Source organism: Nocardioides sp. (assembly GCF_030019515.1).
GTDB lineage: Bacteria > Actinomycetota > Actinomycetes > Propionibacteriales > Nocardioidaceae > Nocardioides.
This window is the reverse complement of record NZ_JASEEQ010000009.1, coordinates 184,962-206,056: the sequence shown is the minus strand read 5'-3', so window position 1 is coordinate 206,056 and position 21,095 is coordinate 184,962. Positions and strand designations below refer to the sequence as shown.

20 protein-coding genes are annotated in these 21,095 nt (G+C 73.5%); 12 read left to right on the top strand and 8 right to left on the bottom strand.

Going from position 1 to position 21,095, the window contains the following annotated elements; all coding sequences use genetic code 11:
• The 4 genes from QMC84_RS14515 to QMC84_RS14500 form a co-directional block, all read left to right on the top strand.
• Positions 1 to 331: WYL domain-containing protein (locus QMC84_RS14515; protein ID WP_300375730.1), on the top strand; the 331-nt coding region annotated here is incomplete at its 5' end.
• A gap of 9 nt (positions 332 to 340) precedes the next feature.
• Positions 341 to 868, top strand: coding sequence for a CGNR zinc finger domain-containing protein (locus QMC84_RS14510; RefSeq protein WP_300375728.1), 528 nt, complete (start codon positions 341 to 343; stop codon positions 866 to 868).
• Positions 865 to 2,505, top strand: a complete 1,641-nt coding sequence (locus QMC84_RS14505) for a DNA repair helicase XPB (RefSeq protein WP_300375726.1) — start codon at positions 865 to 867, stop codon at positions 2,503 to 2,505. Before QMC84_RS14510 ends, QMC84_RS14505 begins: the two co-directional genes overlap by 4 nt.
• A gap of 265 nt (positions 2,506 to 2,770) precedes the next feature.
• Positions 2,771 to 3,679 (top strand): peptidoglycan DD-metalloendopeptidase family protein, encoded by a 909-nt coding sequence (locus tag QMC84_RS14500; RefSeq protein ID WP_300375724.1) that lies wholly within the window; start codon positions 2,771 to 2,773, stop codon positions 3,677 to 3,679.
• Positions 3,680 to 3,686: 7 nt separating this feature from the next.
• Here QMC84_RS14500 and QMC84_RS14495 read toward each other — a convergent pair whose 3' ends face one another.
• Entirely contained in the window at positions 3,687 to 4,397 is a 711-nt protein-coding gene (locus QMC84_RS14495; RefSeq protein ID WP_300375722.1) for a hypothetical protein, read from the bottom strand.
• A gap of 451 nt (positions 4,398 to 4,848) precedes the next feature.
• Here QMC84_RS14495 and QMC84_RS14490 point away from each other — a divergent pair, with 451 nt between their 5' ends.
• Positions 4,849 to 6,204 carry a TrpB-like pyridoxal phosphate-dependent enzyme gene (locus QMC84_RS14490; RefSeq protein ID WP_300375720.1) on the top strand — a complete coding sequence of 452 codons (1,356 nt, stop codon included), beginning with the start codon at positions 4,849 to 4,851 and terminating at the stop codon, positions 6,202 to 6,204.
• A 209-nt stretch (positions 6,205 to 6,413) separates the two neighbouring features.
• On the opposite strand, the gene QMC84_RS14485 is transcribed toward QMC84_RS14490, so the two are convergent.
• On the bottom strand, positions 6,414 to 9,152 hold the full coding sequence (locus QMC84_RS14485; RefSeq protein WP_300375718.1) for a hypothetical protein: 2,739 nt from the start codon (positions 9,150 to 9,152) through the stop codon (positions 6,414 to 6,416).
• Between the two features lie 164 nt (positions 9,153 to 9,316).
• Here QMC84_RS14485 and serA point away from each other — a divergent pair, with 164 nt between their 5' ends.
• The 3 genes from serA to QMC84_RS14470 all read left to right on the top strand — a co-directional run bounded on the left by serA (position 9,317) and on the right by QMC84_RS14470 (position 12,795).
• Positions 9,317 to 10,522: a phosphoglycerate dehydrogenase gene (gene serA / locus QMC84_RS14480; RefSeq protein ID WP_300375716.1), complete on the top strand. Its 1,206-nt coding sequence runs from the start codon at positions 9,317 to 9,319 to the stop codon at positions 10,520 to 10,522.
• Between the two features lie 86 nt (positions 10,523 to 10,608).
• Entirely contained in the window at positions 10,609 to 11,478 is an 870-nt protein-coding gene (locus tag QMC84_RS14475) for an oxygenase MpaB family protein (RefSeq protein WP_300375714.1), read from the top strand.
• A 57-nt stretch (positions 11,479 to 11,535) separates the two neighbouring features.
• A complete protein-coding gene (locus tag QMC84_RS14470; RefSeq protein WP_300375712.1) occupies positions 11,536 to 12,795 on the top strand; it encodes a hypothetical protein in 1,260 nt (419 codons plus the stop codon).
• On the opposite strand, the gene QMC84_RS14465 is transcribed toward QMC84_RS14470, so the two are convergent.
• Positions 12,792 to 13,166, bottom strand: coding sequence for a nuclear transport factor 2 family protein (locus QMC84_RS14465; protein ID WP_300375710.1), 375 nt, complete (start codon positions 13,164 to 13,166; stop codon positions 12,792 to 12,794). The genes QMC84_RS14470 and QMC84_RS14465 overlap by 4 nt on opposite strands.
• A gap of 71 nt (positions 13,167 to 13,237) precedes the next feature.
• Between QMC84_RS14465 and QMC84_RS14460 the strand changes: the two genes are divergently transcribed.
• Positions 13,238 to 13,861, top strand: a complete 624-nt coding sequence (locus tag QMC84_RS14460) for a hypothetical protein (protein WP_300375708.1) — start codon at positions 13,238 to 13,240, stop codon at positions 13,859 to 13,861.
• A gap of 40 nt (positions 13,862 to 13,901) precedes the next feature.
• Here QMC84_RS14460 and QMC84_RS14455 read toward each other — a convergent pair whose 3' ends face one another.
• Positions 13,902 to 14,165: a DUF4031 domain-containing protein gene (locus QMC84_RS14455; protein ID WP_300375706.1), complete on the bottom strand. Its 264-nt coding sequence runs from the start codon at positions 14,163 to 14,165 to the stop codon at positions 13,902 to 13,904.
• Entirely contained in the window at positions 14,162 to 14,917 is a 756-nt protein-coding gene (locus tag QMC84_RS14450; protein ID WP_300375704.1) for a copper homeostasis protein CutC, read from the bottom strand. The genes QMC84_RS14455 and QMC84_RS14450 overlap by 4 nt, the downstream gene beginning before the upstream one ends.
• A 74-nt stretch (positions 14,918 to 14,991) precedes the next feature.
• Between QMC84_RS14450 and QMC84_RS14445 the strand changes: the two genes are divergently transcribed.
• Positions 14,992 to 15,336: a hypothetical protein gene (locus QMC84_RS14445; RefSeq protein WP_300375702.1), complete on the top strand. Its 345-nt coding sequence runs from the start codon at positions 14,992 to 14,994 to the stop codon at positions 15,334 to 15,336.
• A 154-nt stretch (positions 15,337 to 15,490) separates the two neighbouring features.
• Here the strand turns inward: QMC84_RS14445 and QMC84_RS14440 are convergent, their stop codons facing one another.
• From QMC84_RS14440 to QMC84_RS14430, 3 genes are all read right to left on the bottom strand, one after another.
• Positions 15,491 to 16,150, bottom strand: coding sequence for a GntR family transcriptional regulator (locus tag QMC84_RS14440; RefSeq protein WP_300375744.1), 660 nt, complete (start codon positions 16,148 to 16,150; stop codon positions 15,491 to 15,493).
• Positions 16,151 to 16,312: 162 nt separating this feature from the next.
• Entirely contained in the window at positions 16,313 to 18,850 is a 2,538-nt protein-coding gene (locus tag QMC84_RS14435) for an FtsX family ABC transporter permease (protein ID WP_300375700.1), read from the bottom strand.
• A 28-nt stretch (positions 18,851 to 18,878) separates the two neighbouring features.
• Positions 18,879 to 19,643, bottom strand: coding sequence for an ABC transporter ATP-binding protein (locus QMC84_RS14430; RefSeq protein ID WP_300375698.1), 765 nt, complete (start codon positions 19,641 to 19,643; stop codon positions 18,879 to 18,881).
• Positions 19,644 to 19,792: 149 nt separating this feature from the next.
• Here QMC84_RS14430 and QMC84_RS14425 point away from each other — a divergent pair, with 149 nt between their 5' ends.
• Together QMC84_RS14425 and QMC84_RS14420 are read left to right on the top strand one after the other, a co-directional pair.
• Entirely contained in the window at positions 19,793 to 20,407 is a 615-nt protein-coding gene (locus QMC84_RS14425) for an alpha-ketoglutarate-dependent dioxygenase AlkB (protein WP_300375696.1), read from the top strand.
• A gap of 39 nt (positions 20,408 to 20,446) precedes the next feature.
• Positions 20,447 to 21,082, top strand: a complete 636-nt coding sequence (locus tag QMC84_RS14420; protein ID WP_300375694.1) for a class I SAM-dependent methyltransferase — start codon at positions 20,447 to 20,449, stop codon at positions 21,080 to 21,082.
• The last annotated feature ends 13 nt before the right edge of the window (positions 21,083 to 21,095 follow it).

Here is a 21,095-nt window from a genome sequence, read left to right as displayed (position 1 = left end):
CGCCGCGCGGGCCGCGCGGGAGACCGCGCACGCCGCGCACGCCGTCACCGCGATCCGGGCCGGGGACCGCGCCGAGTCGAGCCGGCCGGGCACGCCGGCGCCGGTGCTCACCCCGAGCGGCTCGATGGCCGCGCTGCGGGAGGCGGCCGAGGCGGGTGACACCGTGCTGATCGGCTACCTGGACAACCAGGGCACCCGCTCGGAGCGCCTGGTCGACCCGGCCCGGGTCGAGGGCGGGTCGCTGACGGCGTACGACCACCGCTCCGACGACGTGCGAACCTTTGCCGTGCATCGGATCACGACGGTCCGTCCGGTGACCCCCGATCCGTAGACTCGAGGCATGGACTTCATCCGGTACGCCGAGGCCTCCGCGGCCCTCCTGAACGCCGACATGGCCGATGTCGACGACCTGGCGGCGTACCTCGCGGGCCGGGACCGGCTGCCCGAGAGCGCCACCGACCGCGACTGCATGCTGCTGCGCAAGTTCCAGCGCGAGCTGCGGCCGGTCTTCGAGGCCGGCTCGGCCGAGGACACCGACGGCGTCGTCGAGCGGCTCAACGACCTGATGGGACGCCACCCGATCACCCCGCGGATCTCCGGCCACGACGACCGCGACCTCCACCTCCACGTCGCCACCGCGAACGCCAGCGTCGCCGAGCTCCTGGTCGGCGAGTCGCTCCTGGGCCTCGCCACGCTCGTGTGCGACCTCGGCCCGGACCGGCTGGGCGTGTGCGCGGCGCCGCCGTGCACGGACGTCTTCGTCGACACCTCGCCGAACCGGTCCCGGCGCTACTGCTCCGAGCGGTGCTCCTCGCGCGCCAACGTCGCCGCCTTCCGGGCGCGGCAGAAGGCCGTCGCGACTGCATGAACGACGGCCCGCTGATCGTCCAGTCGGACAAGACCCTGCTGCTCGAGGTCGACCACGAGCGCGCCACCGACTGCCGCAAGGCGATCGCGCCGTTCGCCGAGCTGGAGCGCTCGCCCGAGCACGTGCACACCTACCGGCTCACCCCGCTCGGCCTGTGGAACGCGCGGGCCGCGGGGCATGACGCCGAGCAGGTCGTCGACACGCTGCTGGAGTACAGCCGCTACGCCGTTCCGCACGCGCTGCTGGTCGACGTGGCGGAGACGATGGCCCGCTACGGCCGGCTGCGGCTCGAGAAGCACCCGGTGCACGGGCTGGTGCTGGTCAGCACCGACCGGCCGGTGCTCGAGGAGGTGCTGCGCGCGAAGAAGATCGCGGGGATGCTCGGCGCCCGCATCGACGAGGACACCGTGGTCGTGCACGCCTCCGAGCGGGGCAACCTCAAGCAGGCGCTGCTCAAGCTCGGCTGGCCGGCGGAGGACTACGCGGGGTACGTCGACGGCGAGGCGCACCCGATCGCCCTGGACGAGACCGCGTGGCACCTGCGCGCCTACCAGCGCGAGGCGGCCGAGTCGTTCTGGCACGGCGGGTCGGGCGTCGTCGTACTCCCCTGCGGGGCCGGCAAGACCCTGGTCGGCGCCGCCGCGATGGCCGAGGCGCAGGCGACCACGCTGATCCTGGTCACCAACACCGTGTCGGCGCGGCAGTGGAAGAACGAGCTGATCCGCCGTACCTCGCTGACGGCTGACGAGATCGGCGAGTACAGCGGGTCGGTCAAGGAGATCCGGCCGGTCACCATCGCGACGTACCAGGTGATGACGACGAAGCGGAAGGGCGTCTACTCCCACCTCGAGCTGCTCGACGCCCGGGACTGGGGCCTGATCGTCTACGACGAGGTGCACCTGCTGCCGGCCCCGATCTTCCGGATGACCGCGAACCTGCAGGCCCGCCGGCGGCTCGGGCTGACCGCGACCCTGGTGCGCGAGGACGGCCGTGAGGGCGACGTGTTCTCGCTGATCGGGCCCAAGCGGTACGACGCGCCCTGGAAGGACATCGAGGCGCAGGGCTGGATCGCCCCGGCCGACTGCGTCGAGGTGCGGGTGACACTGCCCGCGGCCGAGCGGCTGGCCTACGCGACCGCGGAGCCCGAGGAGCGCTACCGGCTCGCGTCCTGCACCCACCACAAGATCGACGTCGTGGAGTCGCTGGTCGCCGCCCACCCCGGCCAGCCGACGCTGGTCATCGGCCAGTACATCGAGCAGCTCGACGAGCTCGCCGCCGCCCTGGACGCCCCGGTGGTCAAGGGCGAGACGAGGGTCGCCGAGCGACAGCGGCTCTTCGAAGCCTTCCGGCACGGCGAGATCGGGCTGCTCGTCGTCTCCAAGGTCGCGAACTTCTCCATCGACCTGCCCTCCGCCGAGGTCGCGATCCAGGTGTCCGGCGCATTCGGCTCCCGCCAGGAGGAGGCCCAGCGCCTGGGCCGGCTGCTGCGCCCCAAGACCGAGGGCCGCACGGCGCACTTCTACACGATCGTGTCCCGCGACACCGTCGACGCCGAGTTCGCCCAGAACCGGCAGCGCTTCCTCGCCGAGCAGGGCTACGCCTACCGGATCGTGGACGCGGAGGACCTGCCGGCGTAGGGCCCTCCGCCCTCGGCGGCCCCGGCGTCGGTTTCCCCGGGTACCCGGGGAAACCTGCACATGTCGGCCGAAACTTCGGCCGATAAGTGCAGGCTTTGCCCCACCAGTCGGGCGGTCGACGGCCGATCCCGCCGCCTGCCGGAGCGCCGGCACGGGCCGGTCCCTCAGCATCGGGCGCCGCCTGCCGATGGGAGCGGAGCAAGGCCCCGTCCGTCTCGAGGTAGTCCGTGCCCGACCCCGCCCGACCGGTGTTCACGTGCCGACCGTGACGAGTCGTCTCCACGCCTGGGCTGGAGTGGGCTCATTCCTCGTCGCGGCAGCCCTCACCGGGTACGCCGGGATCACGGTCGCCCAGGCCGTGTCGCTGGCCACCGCGGACGACGTCGCGGTGACGGCGGTCGCGGATCCGCCGGTCGTGGCGGCACCGACCCGGACGGCGTCGGCCGCCGACCCGGGTGGGCCGTACCCGGCGGTGGCCGCCGAAACCACGCAACCGGCCCGGTCGACGGGACAGCCGGCCGGACAGCCGACCGGACAGCCGACCGGACAGCCGACCGGGCAGTCGACCATCCCGTCAGGCGCTCCCGCCAAGGACGCCGACCGCGGCCCCAGCCGCGCGTCCGCGACCGCCCGCAAGGCCGCGCCACCCGCCGCCGAGCCGTCGACCCGGCCGACGCGCAGGGAGCGGCTGGAGGTCAAGCACGCGCTGTGGGCCGACCGCCAGCTCGCGGCGATGCTGCGCAGCACCTCGCAGACCATGCAGTGGTTCGGCGGCGCACCCTGGACGACCCCCGTCGCCGACTACCACCTGACCGCCCGCTTCGGGGCGGCCGGCCGGCTATGGTCCTCGACCCACACCGGCCTCGACTTCGCCGCGCCGACCGGCACCCCGGTGCGGGCCGCGACCGCGGGCACGGTCACGTCCGTCGCCTGGGCGGGCGCCTACGGCAACAAGGTCGAGATCACCCACCCGGACGGCACCGAGACCTGGTACGCCCACCTGTCGCGCACCGACGTCCGGGTCGGGGCCCAGGTCCGCACCGGCGCCGTGATCGGCGCCGTCGGCGCCACCGGCAACGTCACCGGGCCACACCTGCACTTCGAGGTGCGCCCCGGCGGCGGCAGCCCCGTCGACCCGGAGCGCGCCCTCGAGGAGCACGGCGTCCATCCCTGACCGGCGCTCACCCGGGTCCCGCGAGCCGATCCTCCAGGTCGGCGCCGACCCCGAGGATGTCGTTCTCCAGCCAGGGGCTGCCCGGGTCGCCTCCGACGGGCAGGCAGCGCACCACCACCCCGGTGGCGACGTCGAGGGCGACGTCGTAGTGGTCGGGGTAGTCGTAGCCGGGCGGGTGGTACGCATCGGCCGGATCGGACACCTCACACACCCGGCCAGCCTCGCTCCAGAGCAGCTCACAGCAGTTGCCGCCACAGCGCGGGTCGTAGCCCGGCAGTGCCCGCAGGTCCGCCCGCCATGCCTGCCGACCGAAGACCTCGTCGGCCCGTAGCCGGGCCACGGCCACGTGGTGGCTGAGCTCGACGGGGTTCAACGCGGCCACCCAGCGGTAGTTGACCCACATCGGGTCATCCTCGCCGTACGCCGAGACGTCGGCCCCGGGTGGCGGAGCCGGCTGCACGCCGGGGACCGCAGCGGGGTCAGGGCCGCCGGACGTGACCGCCAGCCCGATCGCCCGGCCGCCGCCCGCGCGCTCCACGACGCGGTGCTCCTGGCCATCGGGCGTCCGCACGAGCAGCCGGCCCGGCCGTCGCAGCCAGGCCTCGACGCCGTCCTCGACCAGCGTCGCCCGGTGCCGAAAGTGCAGCGTCGTCCAGCGCGAGCACGAGCTGCGCGCCAGGGCCCGGAAGGCATCGACGGTCGGGACGGTCGGGGTCACATCCGCCAGTGACGCACGCGGCGATCCGAGTGTGCAACGCCTTTCCGGGCACCTAGCCTGCAGCGGCAGCAGCGGCAGCAGCAGCGGCAGACCGGCCGGCGCCGACGCAGGGGAAGGACCAGGGAGCAGATCAGCCAGAAGCTCATCAGCTGGGCTCCGATCCTCGAGCAGGGCACCCGCGAGCAGGCGATGGCCACGGCGACGATGCCGTACATCCACCCGCACCTCGCGCTGATGCCCGACGCCCGTTCGTCGACGACTTCCCGGCGGCGTACGAGGACATCGACCGGGCGCTGGCCGACGCTGCCGACCTGGTCGAGGTGCGGCACACGCTGCGTCCGATCCTCGACGTGAAGGGCGACTGACCAACCGTCCGCGGGCCCGGTGTGGCCCGCGTCTCGGCCGCCGGAGAGCACCGGCGGGCGGGGTGCGGGATCGCTACGCTGCCGCCATGAGCGACGACCAGGTCATGTTCACACTGGACGAGTCCGAGCAGGTCACCCACTGGTACAACATCGTGGCCGACCTGCCGACGCCGCCCCCGCCGCCGCTCCACCCCGGCACCCACGAGCCGGTCGGGCCCGACGACCTGGCGCCGCTGTTCCCGATGGAGCTGATCCTGCAGGAGGTCAGCGGCGAGCGGTACGTCGAGATCCCCGGCCCGGTGCGCGACGTCTACCGCCAGTACCGGCCCAGCCCGCTCTACCGGGCGCGCCGCTGGGAGCAGAAGCTCGGGACGTCGGCCCGGATCTACTACAAGTACGAGGGGGTCTCGCCGGCCGGCTCGCACAAGACCAACACCTCGGTGCCGCAGGTCTACTACAACTCCCTGCACGGGGTGCGCCGGCTGACCACCGAGACCGGGGCCGGCCAGTGGGGCACCGCGCTGGCCTACGCCTGCTCACTGTTCGGCCTCGAGTGCGAGGTCTGGCAGGTCGGGGCGTCGTACGACTCCAAGCCGCAGCGGCGCACCCTGATCGAGGTCTTCGGCGGCACCGTGCACCGCTCGCCGAGCCGGCTCACGGAGTCCGGCAAGGCGTTCGCCGAGGGTCACCCGGGGTCGCTGGGGATCGCGATCTCCGAGGCGGTCGAGGTCGCCGCGCAGGACGAGACGACCAAGTACTCCCTCGGCTCGGTGCTCAACCACGTGCTGCTGCACCAGACCGTGATCGGCGAGGAGACGCTGCGCCAGCTGGCGAAGGCCGGCGAGTCCGGCGCCGACCTCGTCGTCGGCTGCGCCGGCGGCGGGTCGAACTTCGCGGGCCTCGCCTTCCCGTTCCTGCGGGAGAAGCTGGCCGGCACCCAGAGCCCGCGGATCCTGGCGGTCGAGCCCACGTCGTGCCCCACGCTCACCCGGGGCGAGTACCGCTACGACTTCGGCGACACCGCGGGGCTCACGCCGCTGATGAAGATGTACACGCTCGGCCACGACTTCGTGCCGTCCCCGATCCACGCGGGCGGGCTGCGCTACCACGGCATGGCGCCGCTGGTCTCGCACGCGGTGCACGAGGGCCTGATCGAGGCCACCGCGCTGCACCAGAGCGAGTGCTTCGAGGCCGGCCTGGAGTTCGCCCGCACCCAGGGCATCGTCGCCGCACCGGAGTCCTCGCACGCCCTGGCCCAGGCCCGCCGCGAGGCCCTCGCCGCGGCCGAGTCCGGGGCGGAGCCGGTGATCGTCGTCGGGCTCTCCGGGCACGGCCTGCTCGAGCTGGGCGCCTACGAGACCTTCCTCGCGGGCCGTCTCGAGGACGACCCGCTGTCCGACGCGGACCTCACCGCGGCGCTCGCCGGCATCCCGCAGGTCTAGCCGCGCCTCGCCGGATCGACTTCGGCGCCGCGCGGGGTCGCCGGATCGCTCTTGGGTCGGTCGCCACACGGGGTGGTTGCGGTCGGCGTGTCAGTCACCGGACACCGACGAGCCGGACCTGTCAGCCAAAGCCTGCACTTGTCGGGTGAAGTTTCGGCTGACAAGTGCCGGTTTCCCCGGCCGGCCGGGGAAACCGCCACCCCGACCCCTCAGGACGAGGGCCGCACCCACACGGTCCTGGTGTACCCCCGCCTGCCGACGCGGACCTTGAGCGTGAGCGACTCGCGGGACTCGGCGACGCCGTCGCGGCGCACCGGGATCGCCACCTCGATGCCGCGGACCCCGGCCCGCAGCCGCTCGAAGACCATCGGCCGGAAGGTCCACAGCGCCCGGTCCGGATCGGCGGCGGGGCCGAGGTGCTGCTCGACCCAGCGGGTGCCGACGTCGCCGACGCTCACCTGCGGCCGCGGCCCGCGCACCACCTGGCCGCTGACGAACAGCTCGTAGTCGACGCCCGTCTCCATGGAGATCCGCCACCGTGCCGACTCGCCCTCGCTGACGCTGCGGGTGACCGGCTGCACGGTCGTCCGGGGCGTCGGGTCGTCGTCGAGGACGGTCAGCCGGCCGACGTACCCGTCGGTCATCACGTTGCGCGTCGCCCACACCACGACGGTGGTGATCGCGGCCCGGTAGTCGTCGGCCCGGTCGGGCTGGTAGATGACGGGGATCTGCGCGGAGGTCTGGCCCGGCGCGAGGTCGAGCGCGAAGCGCTGGACCGAGCCGCGCGCCTGGCCGGCCGTCATGACCACGAGCCGCGCCGGCCGGGTGAGCTCACCCACCACGGCGACGGGGAGGTACGCCGTCACCGGGGCCCGGCCGTCGCCCTCGGCGATCCGCAGGCTGCCGACGTCGACGGTCGGCAGCCGCAGGTCGGGCACCGCCGCCAGCGTCGCCGGCGCGGCGGCCAGGTCGGCGACCCAGACCCGGCCCCGGTCGCTGGCGCTGACCAGGTCGACCCGCACGATCCGGGTGAGGTCGACGCCGGTGGCGCCGGAGGGGTCGACGGAGAGCGTCTGCGCCCAGTACTTCTCGATCTCGGTGCCGCCGTCGATCGCCGGCAGGGCGCCGTCGGCCGGGGCGAGCAGGGCGCTGGCGCCGTCGGCGTCGGTGATCCGCACCTGCAGGTCGGCCGGGCCGGCCTCGGGGTCGACGATGGTCCGCAGCTCCAGGCGTCCGGCGCCGAGGTCGAGCGGCTGGTCGAGCAGCAGCCCGCCGGTCTGGCCGGGCGCGGTCCACGACATCTCGAAGAACGTGCGGGTGGGGACCCGCTCGTACGCCTCGGGCCAGTGCGGCCGGATCCCGGCGTACCCGTTGCCGCTGGCGCACGAGGAGACCCGCCCGAAGGAGCTGACGCCCTGGCACAGCCGGGTGCTCGCGCCCTCGGGCAGGGCCCGGTCCACGCCGAGGCCGGGGGCGCGCTCGTCGCGGCCGCCGCCGATGGCGTGGCTGAGGACCTGGGCGTCGCCGGTCGAGGCGACCCGGGCCCGCGACCCGTCGAAGAGCGGCAGCAGGTCCTGCTCGTCGTCGGCGAACAGGTGCACCGCGCCGGCCACGTACGCCGTGCCGACCGCCTGCTGCTCCGCCGGCGAGAGCCGGTCCGGGTCGCGCCTGCCGCAGGTGCCCCTCGGGTCGCCGCCCCAGTCGTCCCACGCGGGTGCCTGCGCGAGGCCGGGCGTCCACTCGGTGTTGAAGAAGTTGTGGTTGGCGCCCATCACCAGCACCGAGCTCTTGAGCGAGGTGTCGCCCGCGACCAGGTCGCGGGCCGTGTCGGTGAACTTCTGACCCTGGAGGTCGCTCACGTCGCCGTCGCAGGAGGGCAGCAGGGTGACGGTCGGGACGTACGCCGCGGTCTGCGCGCCGAAGTCCGTCGGCGCGATCAGCACCTGGCCGACGATCCGGTACGGCGCGGTCAGCGGGATCTGGATCGAGGCGCGGTCGACGCCCTCGCCGCCGCGGCTGTGCCCGACGAGCACGACCCGGCCGAGGTCGACCTGGTGGTCGGCGGCGACGGTGGCCCAGTGGTCGAGGTGGCGCTCGACGATGTCGGCGCGGGCGTCGGCGCCGCCGTCGGCGAGCCGCCAGTCCTGGCCGTTGATCCCGTTGACCCGCACCGAGACGGTGGCGAAGCCCTGGGAGGCGAGCACCTGCTGGATGTAGTCGTAGCCCAGCTGGCTCGGGATCTCCTGGAACGGCGGCCGGCAGGGCCAGTCACCGAACGCGTTGTCGTCGGCCGGGTCGTAGCAGACGCTGTGCCGCCCGTGCAGGAACAGCACCAGCGGGCGCGGGCCCGTGGCGGCGTCGGCCGCGGGCTCCACCACGTGGCCGACCATCTCGACCGGCACCGGCATCCCGGCCAGCTTCACGGGATCGAGCTCGTAGTCGCTGGACACCACGTCGTACGGCCCCGGCGTCGCGGGGTCGACCGGCAGGGTCACCGTGCCGGGCAGGTCCAGCCCCCTGGCCGGGGTGACGGCGGCGCGGTAGCGGTCGTCGCCGCGGGCGTCGAGCCGGTCCCCGGAGAGCAGTACGTCGAAGTCGGCGGGGTCGGGCCGGGTCGGGGAGGTCACCACCGCCCGCACCGTGCGCCCGTCGGCCGCGAGCTCCGGCGTGCCGACGACCGCGTCGGCCGGGCCGGCGACGGTCGGCCGGTCGGCGCCGAGCGGGAACGCGGACGGCGAGCGCCAGGAGACGACGTACCGCCCGCGGCCGAGGTCCGCCACCCGCCAGGAGCCGACGTGGGACCCGCCCGCCCGGGCGCCGTCGGCGTCACCGGCAGCTGCGCTGCCCGGCGCGGCAGCGAGGCCCGGGGTGCTGAGCGTGGCGGTGGTGACGGCGGTGGCGGCGAGCGCCGCGAGTGCTGCGGCGGCGATCCGCCGGCGTGGTCCCATGCCGGGCAACTATGCCGGGGCCGCAGGTCGACCGTGGCGAAACGACCCGCGTCGGCTCGAGGTGTGATCGGGATGTCACCTCCCGGTGCCTGCGAGACGTCGCGGCGTCCCACCCTGCGGAGCCGGTTCGGGATCGGTCGGTCGCCGACCTAGGCTGGTGAGTCGTGAAGGTGCTGCTGCTCGAGAACATCCATCCGGCCGCCGTCGAGATCCTCGAGGGCCACGGCTTCGACGTCGAGCTGCGGACGCGCTCCCTCTCCGAGGCCGAGCTGATCAAAGAGCTGCCGGGGGTGTCGCTGCTGGGCATCCGCTCGAACACCCACCTCACTGCGCCCGCGCTCGAGGCCGCCACCGACCTGATGGCGGTCGGCTGCTTCTGCATCGGCATCAACCAGGTCGACCTGTCGGCGGCCGGCCGGCGCGGCGTCGCGGTGTTCAACGCGCCGTACTCCAACACCCGCAGCGTCGTGGAGCTCGTGATCGGCGAGATCATCGCGCTCGGCCGCCGGCTCCCGGAGAAGACCCAGCGCATGCACGAGGGCGTGTGGGACAAGTCCGCGAAGGGCAGCCACGAGGTGCGTGGGCGGACCCTGGGCATCGTCGGCTACGGCAACATCGGCACCCAGCTGTCGAACGTCGCCGAGGCGCTCGGCCTGCGGGTGATCTTCTTCGACACCGCCGACCGGCTCGCGCACGGCAACGCCCAGCGGATGCGCAGCCTCGACGAGCTGCTCGCCGAGGCGGACGTCGTCAGCATCCACGTCGACGGCCGGCCCGGCAACGCCGGACTGTTCGGCGCCGAGGAGTTCGCGAAGATGAAGCCGCGCAGCCTGTTCATCAACGCCTCGCGCGGCATGGTGGTCGACGACGTCGCGCTGCGCGAGCAGGTCCTCTCGGGGCACATCGCGGGCGCGGCCATCGACGTGTTCCCGATCGAGCCGAAGGCCCAGGGCGACCCGTTCGAGTCGGTGCTGCGGGGCCTGGACAACGTGATCCTCACCCCGCACGTCGGCGGCTCGACCCAGGAGGCGCAGGAGGAGATCGGCCACTTCGTCTCCGGCAAGCTCGCCGCCTTCACCCGACAGGGGCGCACCGAGCTGGCCGTGAACCTGCCGACGGTCCAGGCCCCCGAGCTGGAGGTCGGCCATCGGATCGGCTTCCTCCACGACAACGTCCCCGGCGTGCTCGCGAGCGTCAACGACCTGCTGGCCGACGCGAACGCCAACATCACCGGGCAGTACCTCTCGACCCGGGGCCAGCAGGGGTACGTCGTCACCGACACCCTCGACCCGCTGCCCGAGGACGCCCTGGCCAAGCTCGCCGAGGCCGACCACACGATCTGGCTGCGGACCTGGTCGGCTGCTCGTTAGCCGGGCCACCCGACACCACCGCACAGACCCGCCCGAGCACGCACCATCATCGCCGGCAGGACCGGGGGGCGACCTAGGCTCGACACATGTCGGGGATCCGTGAGCGGTTGGGCCGCGAGCTGTTCCTGCGGGTGGCGGGGCCGGACGGCGCCCGGCACGCCGAGCGCATCCACGGGCGACCGGGGCCGCGGTGGTTCGAGCCGGACAGCCCGATCGCCCGGGTGCACGGTGACGCCTCGATGTTCGTCGGCGGCATCCGTGCCCTGCTGCTCCAGACCCTGCACCCGGCGGCGATGCGCGGGGTGGCGGAGCACTCCGGCTACCGCGGCGACATGTGGGGCCGGCTGGCTCGCACCAGCCGGTTCCTGGCCGTGACCACCTTCGGCCACGCCGAGGACGCCCAGCGCGCGGTCGACACGGTCCGGGCGATCCACGAGCGCGTGGTCGGCACCCTGCCGGACGGGACGCCGTACGCCGCCTCCGACCCGCACCTGCTCGGCTGGGTCCACGTGGCGGAGGTCGACAGCTTCCTGCGGGCGCACACCGTCTACGGCAAGGAGCCGCTCGTCGGCGCCGACCGGGACCGCTACGTCGCGCAGACCGCCGAGGTCGCCCGGCGGCTCGGCGTCGTCGACCCGCCCACCACGGAGGCCGGGCTGGCGGCGGCGCTGGCGGCGTACCGCCCCGAGCTGCGTGCGACGCGCGAGGCCCGGGAGGCCGTGTCCTACGTGCTGCTGCGCCCGCCGCTGCCGCTGGCCGCGCGGGCACCGTACGGCGTGCTGGTGGCCGCCGCGGTCGCGCTGATGCCGCGCTGGACCCGGCGACCGCTGCGGCTGCCGTGGCTGCCGGTCTCCGAGCGCACCGTGGTGCGGGCGCTCGGCACGATCGCGACCGGCACCATCCGGTGGGCGATGGCACCCGGGCGCGAGCAGCGCACCCGCCGTACCGCATCTTGAGCAAACGCTGATCCTGGCTTGAGCGCTCCCGAAGCCGGCGCACCTACGATTGACGCCATGCTCGCCTCCGTCCGCAGGGCGCGTCCCGTGCTGCTGCTCGTGGTCGCGCTGCTCGCCGCGCTCGCGGTCGTGGGCACCGGCCCGGCCGCGCAGGCCAGGACCGACCAGGGCCTCGCGAACGGGAGCATCACCTGCCCGAAGCTGGGGAAGTGCCCGGCCCTCAAGCTGCTGTGGTTCGACGCCGGCTGGAACTACGTCGGCCAGCGCAAGCTGGGCAGCGCGCGCAGCTACTCGCTCACGCTCGACCCGGGGACCTACTACCTCCAGTTCGTCGACCAGCGGCCGGCGTACGACGTCACCAAGTACGCCCCCACCGACGTCCAGGTCACCGTGCGGGCGAACGATCTCTCCACGCGCAACGTCACGATGAGGGCCGGCGCGGCCATCACCGGCAAGGCCGTCAACGGCATGGGCCGACCGCTGACGGGCGCGACCATCGTGGCCGCGAACCGCGGGCAGCAGTCCTTCTCGACGATCGCGGACGACCGCGGCCAGTTCGCGGTCGGCGGACTGCCGCAGAGCCAGTACTCCGTGTTCACCTTCGACCGGGCCCGGACCTGGGTCGGCAAGAGCACCTGGGCGGGCACGGTGAAGTCCGGCCGGATCAAGAACCTCCCGGTCCGGCTCGCGACCCGCGCCGGGGAGCTGACGGTCTACCTCTTCACGCCGAACGGGCTGCTGGCCCGCAAGGCCACCCTGACCGTGATGAGCAAGCAGACCGGCCAGTGGTGGACCGACACCTCCAGCAACGGCACGTTCGTCTTCAAGGGCCTCTACCCGGGCGGCTACACCGCGAAGTTCGACGGCGCCGGGGTCTGGTTCGCCGCCGAGGGAGCGGTCAAGGACGCCACGGTGCGCTCGAGCCGGCCGACCTTCGGCAAGTTCCGGGTCACCAAGCGCGGTGGCTGGGTCACCGGCACGCTCGTCGACGGCGGCGACCCGACCTTCACCCTGGCGCCGCCGTACGAGGGCGCCAAGGGCGCCGAGGTGACCCTCTACGACGCGGACGGCGACCCGATCGCCACGGCGTTCAGCGACGCGAACGGCGACTTCAAGCTCGAGGGCCAGCTCGCGACCCAGTCCGGCCTGGTGATCGACGTGCAGCCCACCGAGCAGAGCGGGGGCTACATGATCGGCGAGCGGTGGTGCCACTTCGAGCAGGCGTCGTTCCCGGCCGAGGGCTCCTACGACCTCACCTCCGGCCAGGAGACCTTCGTCGGCGAGCTCGCGCTCCCCCGCACGAGCGAGAACTGCTAGCCGACCGTCAGGTCGTCCTCGCCCCAGTAGGCGCGCATGCTGGTGATCCGGCCGCCGTCGTCGAAGGCCATCACGTCGACCGGCGCGAGCGTGTACGTCGCGCCGTCGGCCCGCGTCACGACCTCGAAGTGGAAGGCCGCCTCGCCGCCGGCGATCCGCACGGCCAGCAGCCGGGTCCGCTGGTCCAGGCCGTCCAGGGTCGAGTAGAACTCGCGGATCGCGGCGTGCCCCACCCGGGGCTCCGACCCGACGGGATCCTCGACGACCGCGTCCTCGGCGTACAGCGCGACGATGTCCTCCGACGGGCCGGTGGCCACCAGCTCGACGTACCGGTCCACGACCTCGCGGACCCGCTCCCTGCTCGCGGCCATCGGCCCTCCAGCTCTAGAACACGTTCTCGTTGCCGGACCACCGTAGCGGGTGCCGGCGTCCACGGTCTTGAATGAGCCCCGTGGACCTGCTGCTCGCCTGGCCACTGGCCGGCGCCCGTGAGCTCGCCGCGCGACTGGTGGCGGCCTACGCCCACCCCGAGCGGCACTACCACGACACCCAGCACCTCGCCGAGGTGCTCGAGCGGGTCCACGAGCTCTCGGCGCGGGGCGAGGCCTTCGACCGGATGGCCGTGCTGCTCGCCGCCTGGTTCCACGACGGCGTGTACGACGGGCGGCCCGAGGCGGAGCGCCGCTCCGCGGCCTGGGCCGCCGAGGCCCTCCCCACCCTGGTCGCGCCGGACCTGGTCGACGAGGTGGTGCGGCTGGTGCTGCTCACCGAGCGGCACCGGCCCGCGCGCGGCGACCGCAACGGCGCCGCGCTCTGCGACGCCGACCTCGCCATCCTCGCGGCACCCGCCGAGCGGTACGCGGCGTACGTCGCCGCGGTCCGCCAGGAGTACGCCGACGTGCCCGACGACCTGTTCGCCCAGGGCCGGGCCGCCGTGCTCGGCGACCTGCTCGCCAAGCCCCACCTGTTCCACACCGCGCATGCCCGGGCGGTCTGGGAGGACGCCGCCCTCGACAACGTCGAGCGCGAGCTCGCCTCCCTCGGGCGCCTGACCGGCAGTCCCTGACGTTCCCGGGGTCGTCGCCCCGGGAGGGGCCCCGCGATCGTCAGGGGCCACCACCCTTGCGGCGGCGCAGACCGGTCGCGACCAGCCGGTGCACGAGCTCGCGGGAGGAGACCGGGGTGGCGCCGGCGGCGACCACGTCGGCGTAGCGCTCGGCCGGCACGTCGTAGTGGTCGCGGTCGAAGCCGCGCGCCGGGATGCCGAGGACGGCGGCGAAGGCGTGCAGCTCGTCGTAGGACGCGTCGCTGGCCAGGTGCGACCACAGCCGACCGTGTCCGGCCGCGTTCGGCGGGTCGATGAGGATCATCCGGCCGGGCGCGCCGCTCGCTCGTGCTCGCGGCGCGCGGTCTCGCCGGCCACGTTGTGCACCACGTCGTCGAGGAGCAGCCGCCAGGAGCGCACGTGCCCGGCCTCGACGAACGCCTTGTACGACGCCCCCGGGCGCACCTGCGCCCCGAGGTGGAACTGGCGCACCCCCGCGCGCACGAACCACGGGACGTGCTCGGCCAGCAGCCCGCCGCCCGGCATCAGCAGCCGCGCCACCGCCGGATCGCCGGAGGCCAGCGCCAACAGCTCGTCGTACCCGGCCCCGAGACCGCGCGGCGAGCCCGCCGACCGGACCCCGACCAGGCCGGGGAGCTCGAGGAGCCGGCGCCAGGAGCGGCGCAGGTCCAAGGTGTCGTCGACCGCCCGCCCGAAGGTCCACGGCACGTTCGGCAGCGCGCCCGCGAGGTGCGCGCACACCTCCCGGTCGACCTCGAGGTCGGCGTCGAGGAACCCGAACGCCACGCCGGTCGCACCGCAGCCGAGATAGTCCTCGGCGAGCCCGACCAGCCGGGTCAGCTCGCCGCCGGTCGTCGTCCAGCTCTGGTTGAGCCGCAGCAGCACGAAGACCGGCAGGTCGCTCTCGCGGCACACCGCGGAGACCAGCGCGGGCTCGGGCGAGGTGGCCACCGCGGCGTCGCGGGCGACCACGTGGAGACGGTCCGCGCCACCCTCCACCGCTCCCGGCACGTCGCGCGGGTCGAGGGTCGTGACCTCGAGGAGCGCCTGGCTCATGGGGAGATGGTAGGCCGCGGGAGCGCCCCGATCGGGACGCCGCGCGCTACCGACCGCGGGGCATGATGGGGGCCATGGACAACGCCCTGCTGTTCGACGCGCGTGCCCGGGTGCTCGCCGACCTGCAGGCTCGACACCACGCGACAGCAGCGGCGGTCTCGGCCCTCGAGGATGCCGTCGCCCAGCGCAAGTGGTGGGCGGAGCAGTGGCCGGAGGGCGAGCAGTACGTCGCCGGGCTGGTCGCCCAGGACGTGCAGGACGCGCTGTTCGAGAGCGTCGGCCGGTGGCCGGTGTGCCTGGACTGCGGCGCGGGCGCACCCGTGCACGCGCTCTACATCCAGCCCGACCTCGGCGGCCCCGACCCGGTGTGGGTCTGCGAGGAGAGCGGCGACGTCGTCGCGCCGCTGGGCGGACTGTGACTGCTGCGCGACCGGGTCTCGACACGTCGGTCGCGGCCGGGTTGCCCGCGTGTCGGTTTCCCCGGTTGACCGGGGAAACCGGTACTTATCGGCTGAAGTTTCGGCCAACAAGTGACAGTTTCCCCGGCTGGCCGGGGAAACCTGCACGGCGGCGCTATGACTCCGAGCCCACCTGGATCCACATCGTGAACCGGTCGGCCCGATAGACGGTGCGCGAGACCTCGACGACCTTCTCCCCGCACAGCGCGCGACGCGAGTGCCGCAGCACCGGGGTGCCGGCGGTGATGTCCAGCAGACCGGCCTCCTCCTCGGTGGCCACGTCGGAGTTGATCGAGTCCTCGGCCCAGTTCGGCCGCAGGGCGCGCGACTCGAGCGCGTCGTACAGGCTCGTGGGCATGCCGGTCTGCAGGAAGCCGGGGAGCAGCACCTCGTTGAGGTAGGCGTCCTCCAGGCACATCGGCGCGCCGTCGGCCCGGCGGAGCCGCCGCCAGTGGATGACCGCGTCCCCCTCGGTCACGTTCAGCGCCCGCGCCACCCCCGGCCCGGCCTGCTCGCGGCGCGCGAGGAGCGTCTGCGACTCGGCCAGCAGGCCACGCCGCGCCATCTCCTCGGTGTAGCTCGTCAGTCGGCTCACGGCCCGCCGCGGGCGGGCCACGAAGGTGCCCCGCCCGGGAATCCGCTCGAGAAGGCCCTCGACCACGAGGGCATCCATGGCTTGTCTCACCGTCATGCGGGCGACCCCGAACCGATGCACCAGCTCACGCTCAGATGGTGCAGGTGAACCGGGTGCCGCCCCCGTGACGAGAGTGCGCACGTATTCGCGCACCTGAACGTGCTTGAGTGCACGCCCCTCAGTCACCAGCAACTCGTCCACAGAGGGAACTTTAGGCAGACAACGACCTCCGCGTCCCCAGATCGGCGGGAACGGCGTGGACTTGAGGGATCAAAACCGAGAGATCCGTCGTGGTGTCAGGGCTCACTCTGCCGCAATGGCACGCAGTACGTCGAGACGCGCGGCCCGGCGTGCGGGGAACACCGCGGCCAGGAAGCCGATGACGATCGAGAGCACCAGGAACACCACTAGCTGGACACCGGGGACGCTGATCACCTCGAGCCCCTCGTCGCGCAGGGCGTACATCAGCACCACGCCGAAGCACAGGCCGAGCAGCAGCCCGAGCACCGCCCCGAGCACCGCGATCACGACCGACTCGAGGCCGATCATCCGGCGCAGCTGACGGCGGCTGATGCCGATCGCGCGGAGCAGCCCGAGCTCGCGGGTGCGCTCGATGACCGACAGCGCGAGCGTGTTCACGATGCCGAGCACCGCGATCACCAGCGCCAGCCCGAGCAGCGCGTAGATCATCAGCACCAGCTGGTCGATCGGCTCCCGCTGCTCCGAGGCGAACTCGGCCTGGTCCTTGACCGACACGACCGGCAGGTCCGCGACCACCGCGTCGAGCCGCTCGTGGACGCCCGGGGACCCGTCGGTGTCGATGATCAGCTGGTTGTCGCTCTCGGGGTAGCCGGCCGCGGCCAGGGTCGGCAGCGTGGTCACGACGCCGGCGCCGATCAGCGGGTTCTCCTCGTACTCGCCCACGACGGGGTAGCGGTCGGTGCCCGCGGGCGTGTCCATCTCGAGCTCGTCGCCCACGGTCACGCCGTGGTCGGCGGCGTACTCCTCGGACACGAGCACGGCGCCGTCGACCAGATCGTCGCGGCTGCCCTCGGCCATCGTCAGGTCGAGCAGGCCCGCGAGGTCGCGCCGGTCGACGGCGGCCACGTAGGTGTCGTCGCCCTCGACCTCCACCGGCGCGTAGCGCTGCCGCACCACCGTCTGGACACCGTCGACCTGGGCCATCTGGTCGCCGATCGCGGGCGAGAACCCCTGGCCGACGACGTTGCCCACGACGTAGTCGCCGACGAAGTTGTCCTCGATGATCCGGTCGACGCTGGCCTTCGCCGACGAGCCCAGGATCGCCATCGTGGTGGCGAGCGCGAGGCCGATCATCAGCGCCGACGCGGTCGCGGTGGTACGCCGGGGGTTCCGGCGCGCGTTCTGTCCCGCCAGGTTGCCGACCGGCCCGAACACCCGGCTGTACAGCACGCCGAACAGGTGCAGGACCGGGCGCGCGAGCACCGGGCTGGCCGCGGTCACCCCGAGGAAGATCATCAGCACGCCGCCGCCGACGAGCCACCCGGCCCGCGGGACGTCCAGGAACAGCCCCGCGGTGAGCGCGGCCGCACCCACGACCAGCAGCACGATGCCGGCGACCAGGCGGCGGTGGATCGAGGACTCCGGGAGCGCCACGTCGTCGCGGAGCGCCTGCACGGGGGCGATCCGCGCCGTACGGCGGGCCGGCAGCCAGGCAGCCGCCATCGTGATCAGCACGCCCACGGTGTAGCCGGCGATCACCGTGCGCGGGGCGAAGATGATCCCCTGGCCGGAGAGGTCCAGGCCGACCTGCGCGAACATCGCCCGGATCGCCAGCGCGAGCAGGATGCCGAGCCCCAGGCCGAGCGTGGACCCGAGCGCGCCGACGACGGCCGCCTCCGCCAGCACCGAGCGGGTGACCTGCCGCTGGGAGGCGCCCAGGGCGCGCAGCAGCGCCAGCTCGCGGCTGCGCTGCGCGACCAGGATCGAGAACGTGTTGGCGATGAGGAACGCACCGACCACCAGCGCGATGCCGGCGAAGATCAGCAGGAACGTGGTGATGAACGAGACCGCCTCGAGCAGCATGTTGCCGCTCTCGTCGGCGGCGTCGTCGCCGGTGATCGCCTCCAGGTCGCCCGGCAGCTCCTCGCGGACCCGGTCGCGCAGCTCGGCCTGGGAGGTGCCGCCCTCGGCGGTGACCCACACGTCGGTGTATGCGTCCTGGCCGCCGAGGAAGATCCGCTGCGCCGAGTCGGTGTCGAAGACCGTGAGGGTCGCCCCGTTGAGCGAGCCGCCGTCGGCGAAGTCGACCAGACCGACCAGCTCCGGCTGGAGCACCGGCGTGTCGGTCGAGGTGATCACGCGGATCGTGTCGCCGACGTCGTACCCGGCCTTCTCCGCGGCCGAGACGTCCAGGGCGACCTCGCCGTCGCCCTCGGGCGCCCGGCCCTCGACGACGGAGAGTCCCTCGAGGCCGTGGCCGGCCGGCGCGTCGCTCCAGCTCACCGCGATGCCGGGGGCGCCGTTGCCGCCGATCAGCTTGTTCTCGCGGCTGACGACGAAGACGCCGACCGCGCTGACGTTGCCGTCGACCCGGGCGGCGCCCGGGACCGACTCGAGCCGCGGGATCAGGTCGGAGGGGACCGTGAGCGTCGACGGGGTGCCGTCGACGGACGCGCCCCCCTCGGGTCGCACGATCACGTCGCCCACGCTCGAGGCGAAGATCGCGGTGAAGCTGCGGTTGAGCATGTCGGAGAAGATCAGCGAGCCGGCGACGAACGCGACGCCGAGCACGATCGCGAACGTGCTCATCAGCAGGCGCATCTTGCGCCCGAGCAGGCTCCTGAGGGCGGCCTTGATCATGCGGGGCCCCCGCCGTCCCGGGCGGTGCTCATGCGTGCTTCTCGGCCAGTCGGTTCATCACCTCGAGCACCCGCTCCCGCGTGGGCTCGCGCAGCTCGTCGACGACCCGGCCGTCACCGAGGAACACGACCCGGTCGGTGTACGCCGCGGCCACCGGGTCGTGGGTCACCATCACGACCGTCTGGCCGTGGTCGTCGACGCTGCGGCGCAGCAGCTCGAGGACCTCGGCGCCCGAGCGGGAGTCGAGGTTGCCGGTGGGCTCGTCGGCGAAGACGATCCGGGGCCGGCTGACCAGGGCGCGGGCGACCGCGACCCGCTGCTGCTGTCCACCGGACAGCTCGTTGGGCTTGTGGTCGAGCCGGTCCGCCAGGCTCACCGTGTCGATGACCACGTCGTACCAGTCGCGGTCGGGCTTGCGGCCCGCGATCGCCATCGGCAGGGCGATGTTCTCGGCCGCGGAGAGGGTCGGCACCAGGTTGAAGGACTGGAAGACGAAGCCGATCTCGTCGCGGCGCAGCCTGGTGAGGGCCTTGTCCTTGAGCGAGGTGAGGTCCTGGTCGCCGATGAACACCGAGCCGGAGTCCGCGGTGTCGAGCGCCGCGCAGCAGTGCATCAGCGTCGACTTCCCGGACCCGCTGGGGCCCATCACCGCGGTGAACTCACCGGCCGCGAGGTCGAGGCTGACGTCGTCGAGCGCGACGACCATCGCCGGCCCGGAGCCGTAGGTCTTGGTCAGGTTGCGCACGCGCGCTGCCGCAGGGACGGGGGTCGCCTGGAGGGTGGCCTCGGTCATGGGGTCAGCCTCTCGCGCGGGAGGGCGGCGCCGCCACGGGAATTGGTCCCCTCCGACCCTGGGCTCCCCCTGAGAAATCGGGGCCTGAGGAATCGGGGCCTGAGACATTTGACTCGAACAGACGTTCGATCTCGGCGTATGCTCGGGTGATGGACTTCCAGGGAACGCTGTTCGGACCCGCACCGACGACCGCCCCGGCCTTCGAGGGGCTCGAGCGCCGGGTCCTCACCCGCGGTGCGTGGGTGGACGTGTGCCGGACCTGGCTGCCCGAGGCCGACGAGGTCTTCGAGACACTGCTCCTCGACGTCCCGTGGCGGGCCGAGCGTCGCCAGATGTACGACCGGGAGGTCGACGTACCCCGCCTCCTGCACACCTACGGCGTCGGCGAGCCGCTCCCCCACCCGGCCCTGGGCCGGGCCCGCGGCGCGCTCTCGGCCCACTACCGGCCCGAGCTCGGCGAGCCGTTCGTCACCGCCGGCTGCTGCTACTACCGCGACGGCCGCGACAGCGTCGCCTGGCACGGCGACACGATCGGGCGGGGGCGGACGCAGGACACCATGGTCGCGATCGTCTCGCTCGGCGACCCGCGGCGGCTGATGCTCCGTCCGCGCCTCGGCGGTGCCGCCATCCCGCTCGAGATGGGCCACGGGGACCTGCTGGTGATGGGCGGCTCGTGCCAGCGCACCTGGGAGCACGCCGTCCCCAAGGTCGCCCACGCCGGGCCCCGGATCTCGGTCCAGTTCCGCCCGATCCACGTCGGGTGAGCAGGCGTGACGGCCCGCCGCAGCGGGTACCACCGCGCCATGACCACGATCAGCCACGCTCCGGAGACGATGGGGTTCGGCCCGCTCCGGATCACCTTCGACGGCCGGGTGCTGCGCCCCCGGCCCTGGACCGCGGCCCAGTCGGAGTGGGCCGCCGAGATCCTCGCGGACGCGCCGGCCGGCCCGGTCCTTGAGCTGTGCGCAGGCGCCGGCCAGATCGGCCTGCTGGCCGTGGCCGGTACCGACCGAGGGCTGGTGTGCGTGGACGTGAACCCGGTGGCGTGCGAGTACGCCCGGGCCAACGCCCGGGCCGCCGGCCTGGCCGACCGGGTCGAGGTCCGTGAGGGCCCGATGGACGAGGTGCTCGACGACAGCGAGCGGTTCGCCCTGGTCATCGCGGACCCGCCGTGGGTACGCCGAGCCGAGATCGACCGGTTCCCCGAGGACCCGGTGCTCGCGATCGACGGCGGGGCCGACGGCATGGCGCTGGCCCGGCTCTGCATCGACACCGCCCGCCCGCACCTGCTGCGCGGCGCCGTCGTCCTGCTCCAGCTGGGCACCGTCGAGCAGGTCGACCTGCTGCGTGATCGGCTCCGGGAGACCGACGACGAGCTGGCCATCAGCGAGGTCCGCTGGTGCGACCGCGGGGTGCTGGTCCGGCTCGACGCGGGCTGATCCTCGCCGGGCC

What these genes read in the sequence shown, in the direction of transcription:
- QMC84_RS14490 (WP_300375720.1), top strand. Translation starts at nt 4,849, where the DNA reads ATGAGCGACGACCAGGTCATGTTCACACTGGACGAGTCCGAGCAGGTC.
- QMC84_RS14455 (WP_300375706.1), bottom strand. Translation starts at nt 14,165, where the DNA reads ATGATCCTCATCGACCCGCCGAACGCGGCCGGACACGGTCGGCTGTGG.
- QMC84_RS14435 (WP_300375700.1), bottom strand. Translation starts at nt 18,850, where the DNA reads ATGATCAAGGCCGCCCTCAGGAGCCTGCTCGGGCGCAAGATGCGCCTG.
- QMC84_RS14505 (WP_300375726.1), top strand. Translation starts at nt 865, where the DNA reads ATGAACGACGGCCCGCTGATCGTCCAGTCGGACAAGACCCTGCTGCTC.
- QMC84_RS14425 (WP_300375696.1), top strand. Translation starts at nt 19,793, where the DNA reads ATGGACTTCCAGGGAACGCTGTTCGGACCCGCACCGACGACCGCCCCG.
- QMC84_RS14420 (WP_300375694.1), top strand. Translation starts at nt 20,447, where the DNA reads ATGACCACGATCAGCCACGCTCCGGAGACGATGGGGTTCGGCCCGCTC.
- QMC84_RS14430 (WP_300375698.1), bottom strand. Translation starts at nt 19,643, where the DNA reads ATGACCGAGGCCACCCTCCAGGCGACCCCCGTCCCTGCGGCAGCGCGC.
- QMC84_RS14445 (WP_300375702.1), top strand. Translation starts at nt 14,992, where the DNA reads ATGGACAACGCCCTGCTGTTCGACGCGCGTGCCCGGGTGCTCGCCGAC.
- QMC84_RS14475 (WP_300375714.1), top strand. Translation starts at nt 10,609, where the DNA reads ATGTCGGGGATCCGTGAGCGGTTGGGCCGCGAGCTGTTCCTGCGGGTG.
- QMC84_RS14465 (WP_300375710.1), bottom strand. Translation starts at nt 13,166, where the DNA reads ATGGCCGCGAGCAGGGAGCGGGTCCGCGAGGTCGTGGACCGGTACGTC.
- QMC84_RS14450 (WP_300375704.1), bottom strand. Translation starts at nt 14,917, where the DNA reads ATGAGCCAGGCGCTCCTCGAGGTCACGACCCTCGACCCGCGCGACGTG.
- QMC84_RS14470 (WP_300375712.1), top strand. Translation starts at nt 11,536, where the DNA reads ATGCTCGCCTCCGTCCGCAGGGCGCGTCCCGTGCTGCTGCTCGTGGTC.
- QMC84_RS14510 (WP_300375728.1), top strand. Translation starts at nt 341, where the DNA reads ATGGACTTCATCCGGTACGCCGAGGCCTCCGCGGCCCTCCTGAACGCC.
- QMC84_RS14485 (WP_300375718.1), bottom strand. Translation starts at nt 9,152, where the DNA reads ATGGGACCACGCCGGCGGATCGCCGCCGCAGCACTCGCGGCGCTCGCC.
- QMC84_RS14460 (WP_300375708.1), top strand. Translation starts at nt 13,238, where the DNA reads ATGAGCCCCGTGGACCTGCTGCTCGCCTGGCCACTGGCCGGCGCCCGT.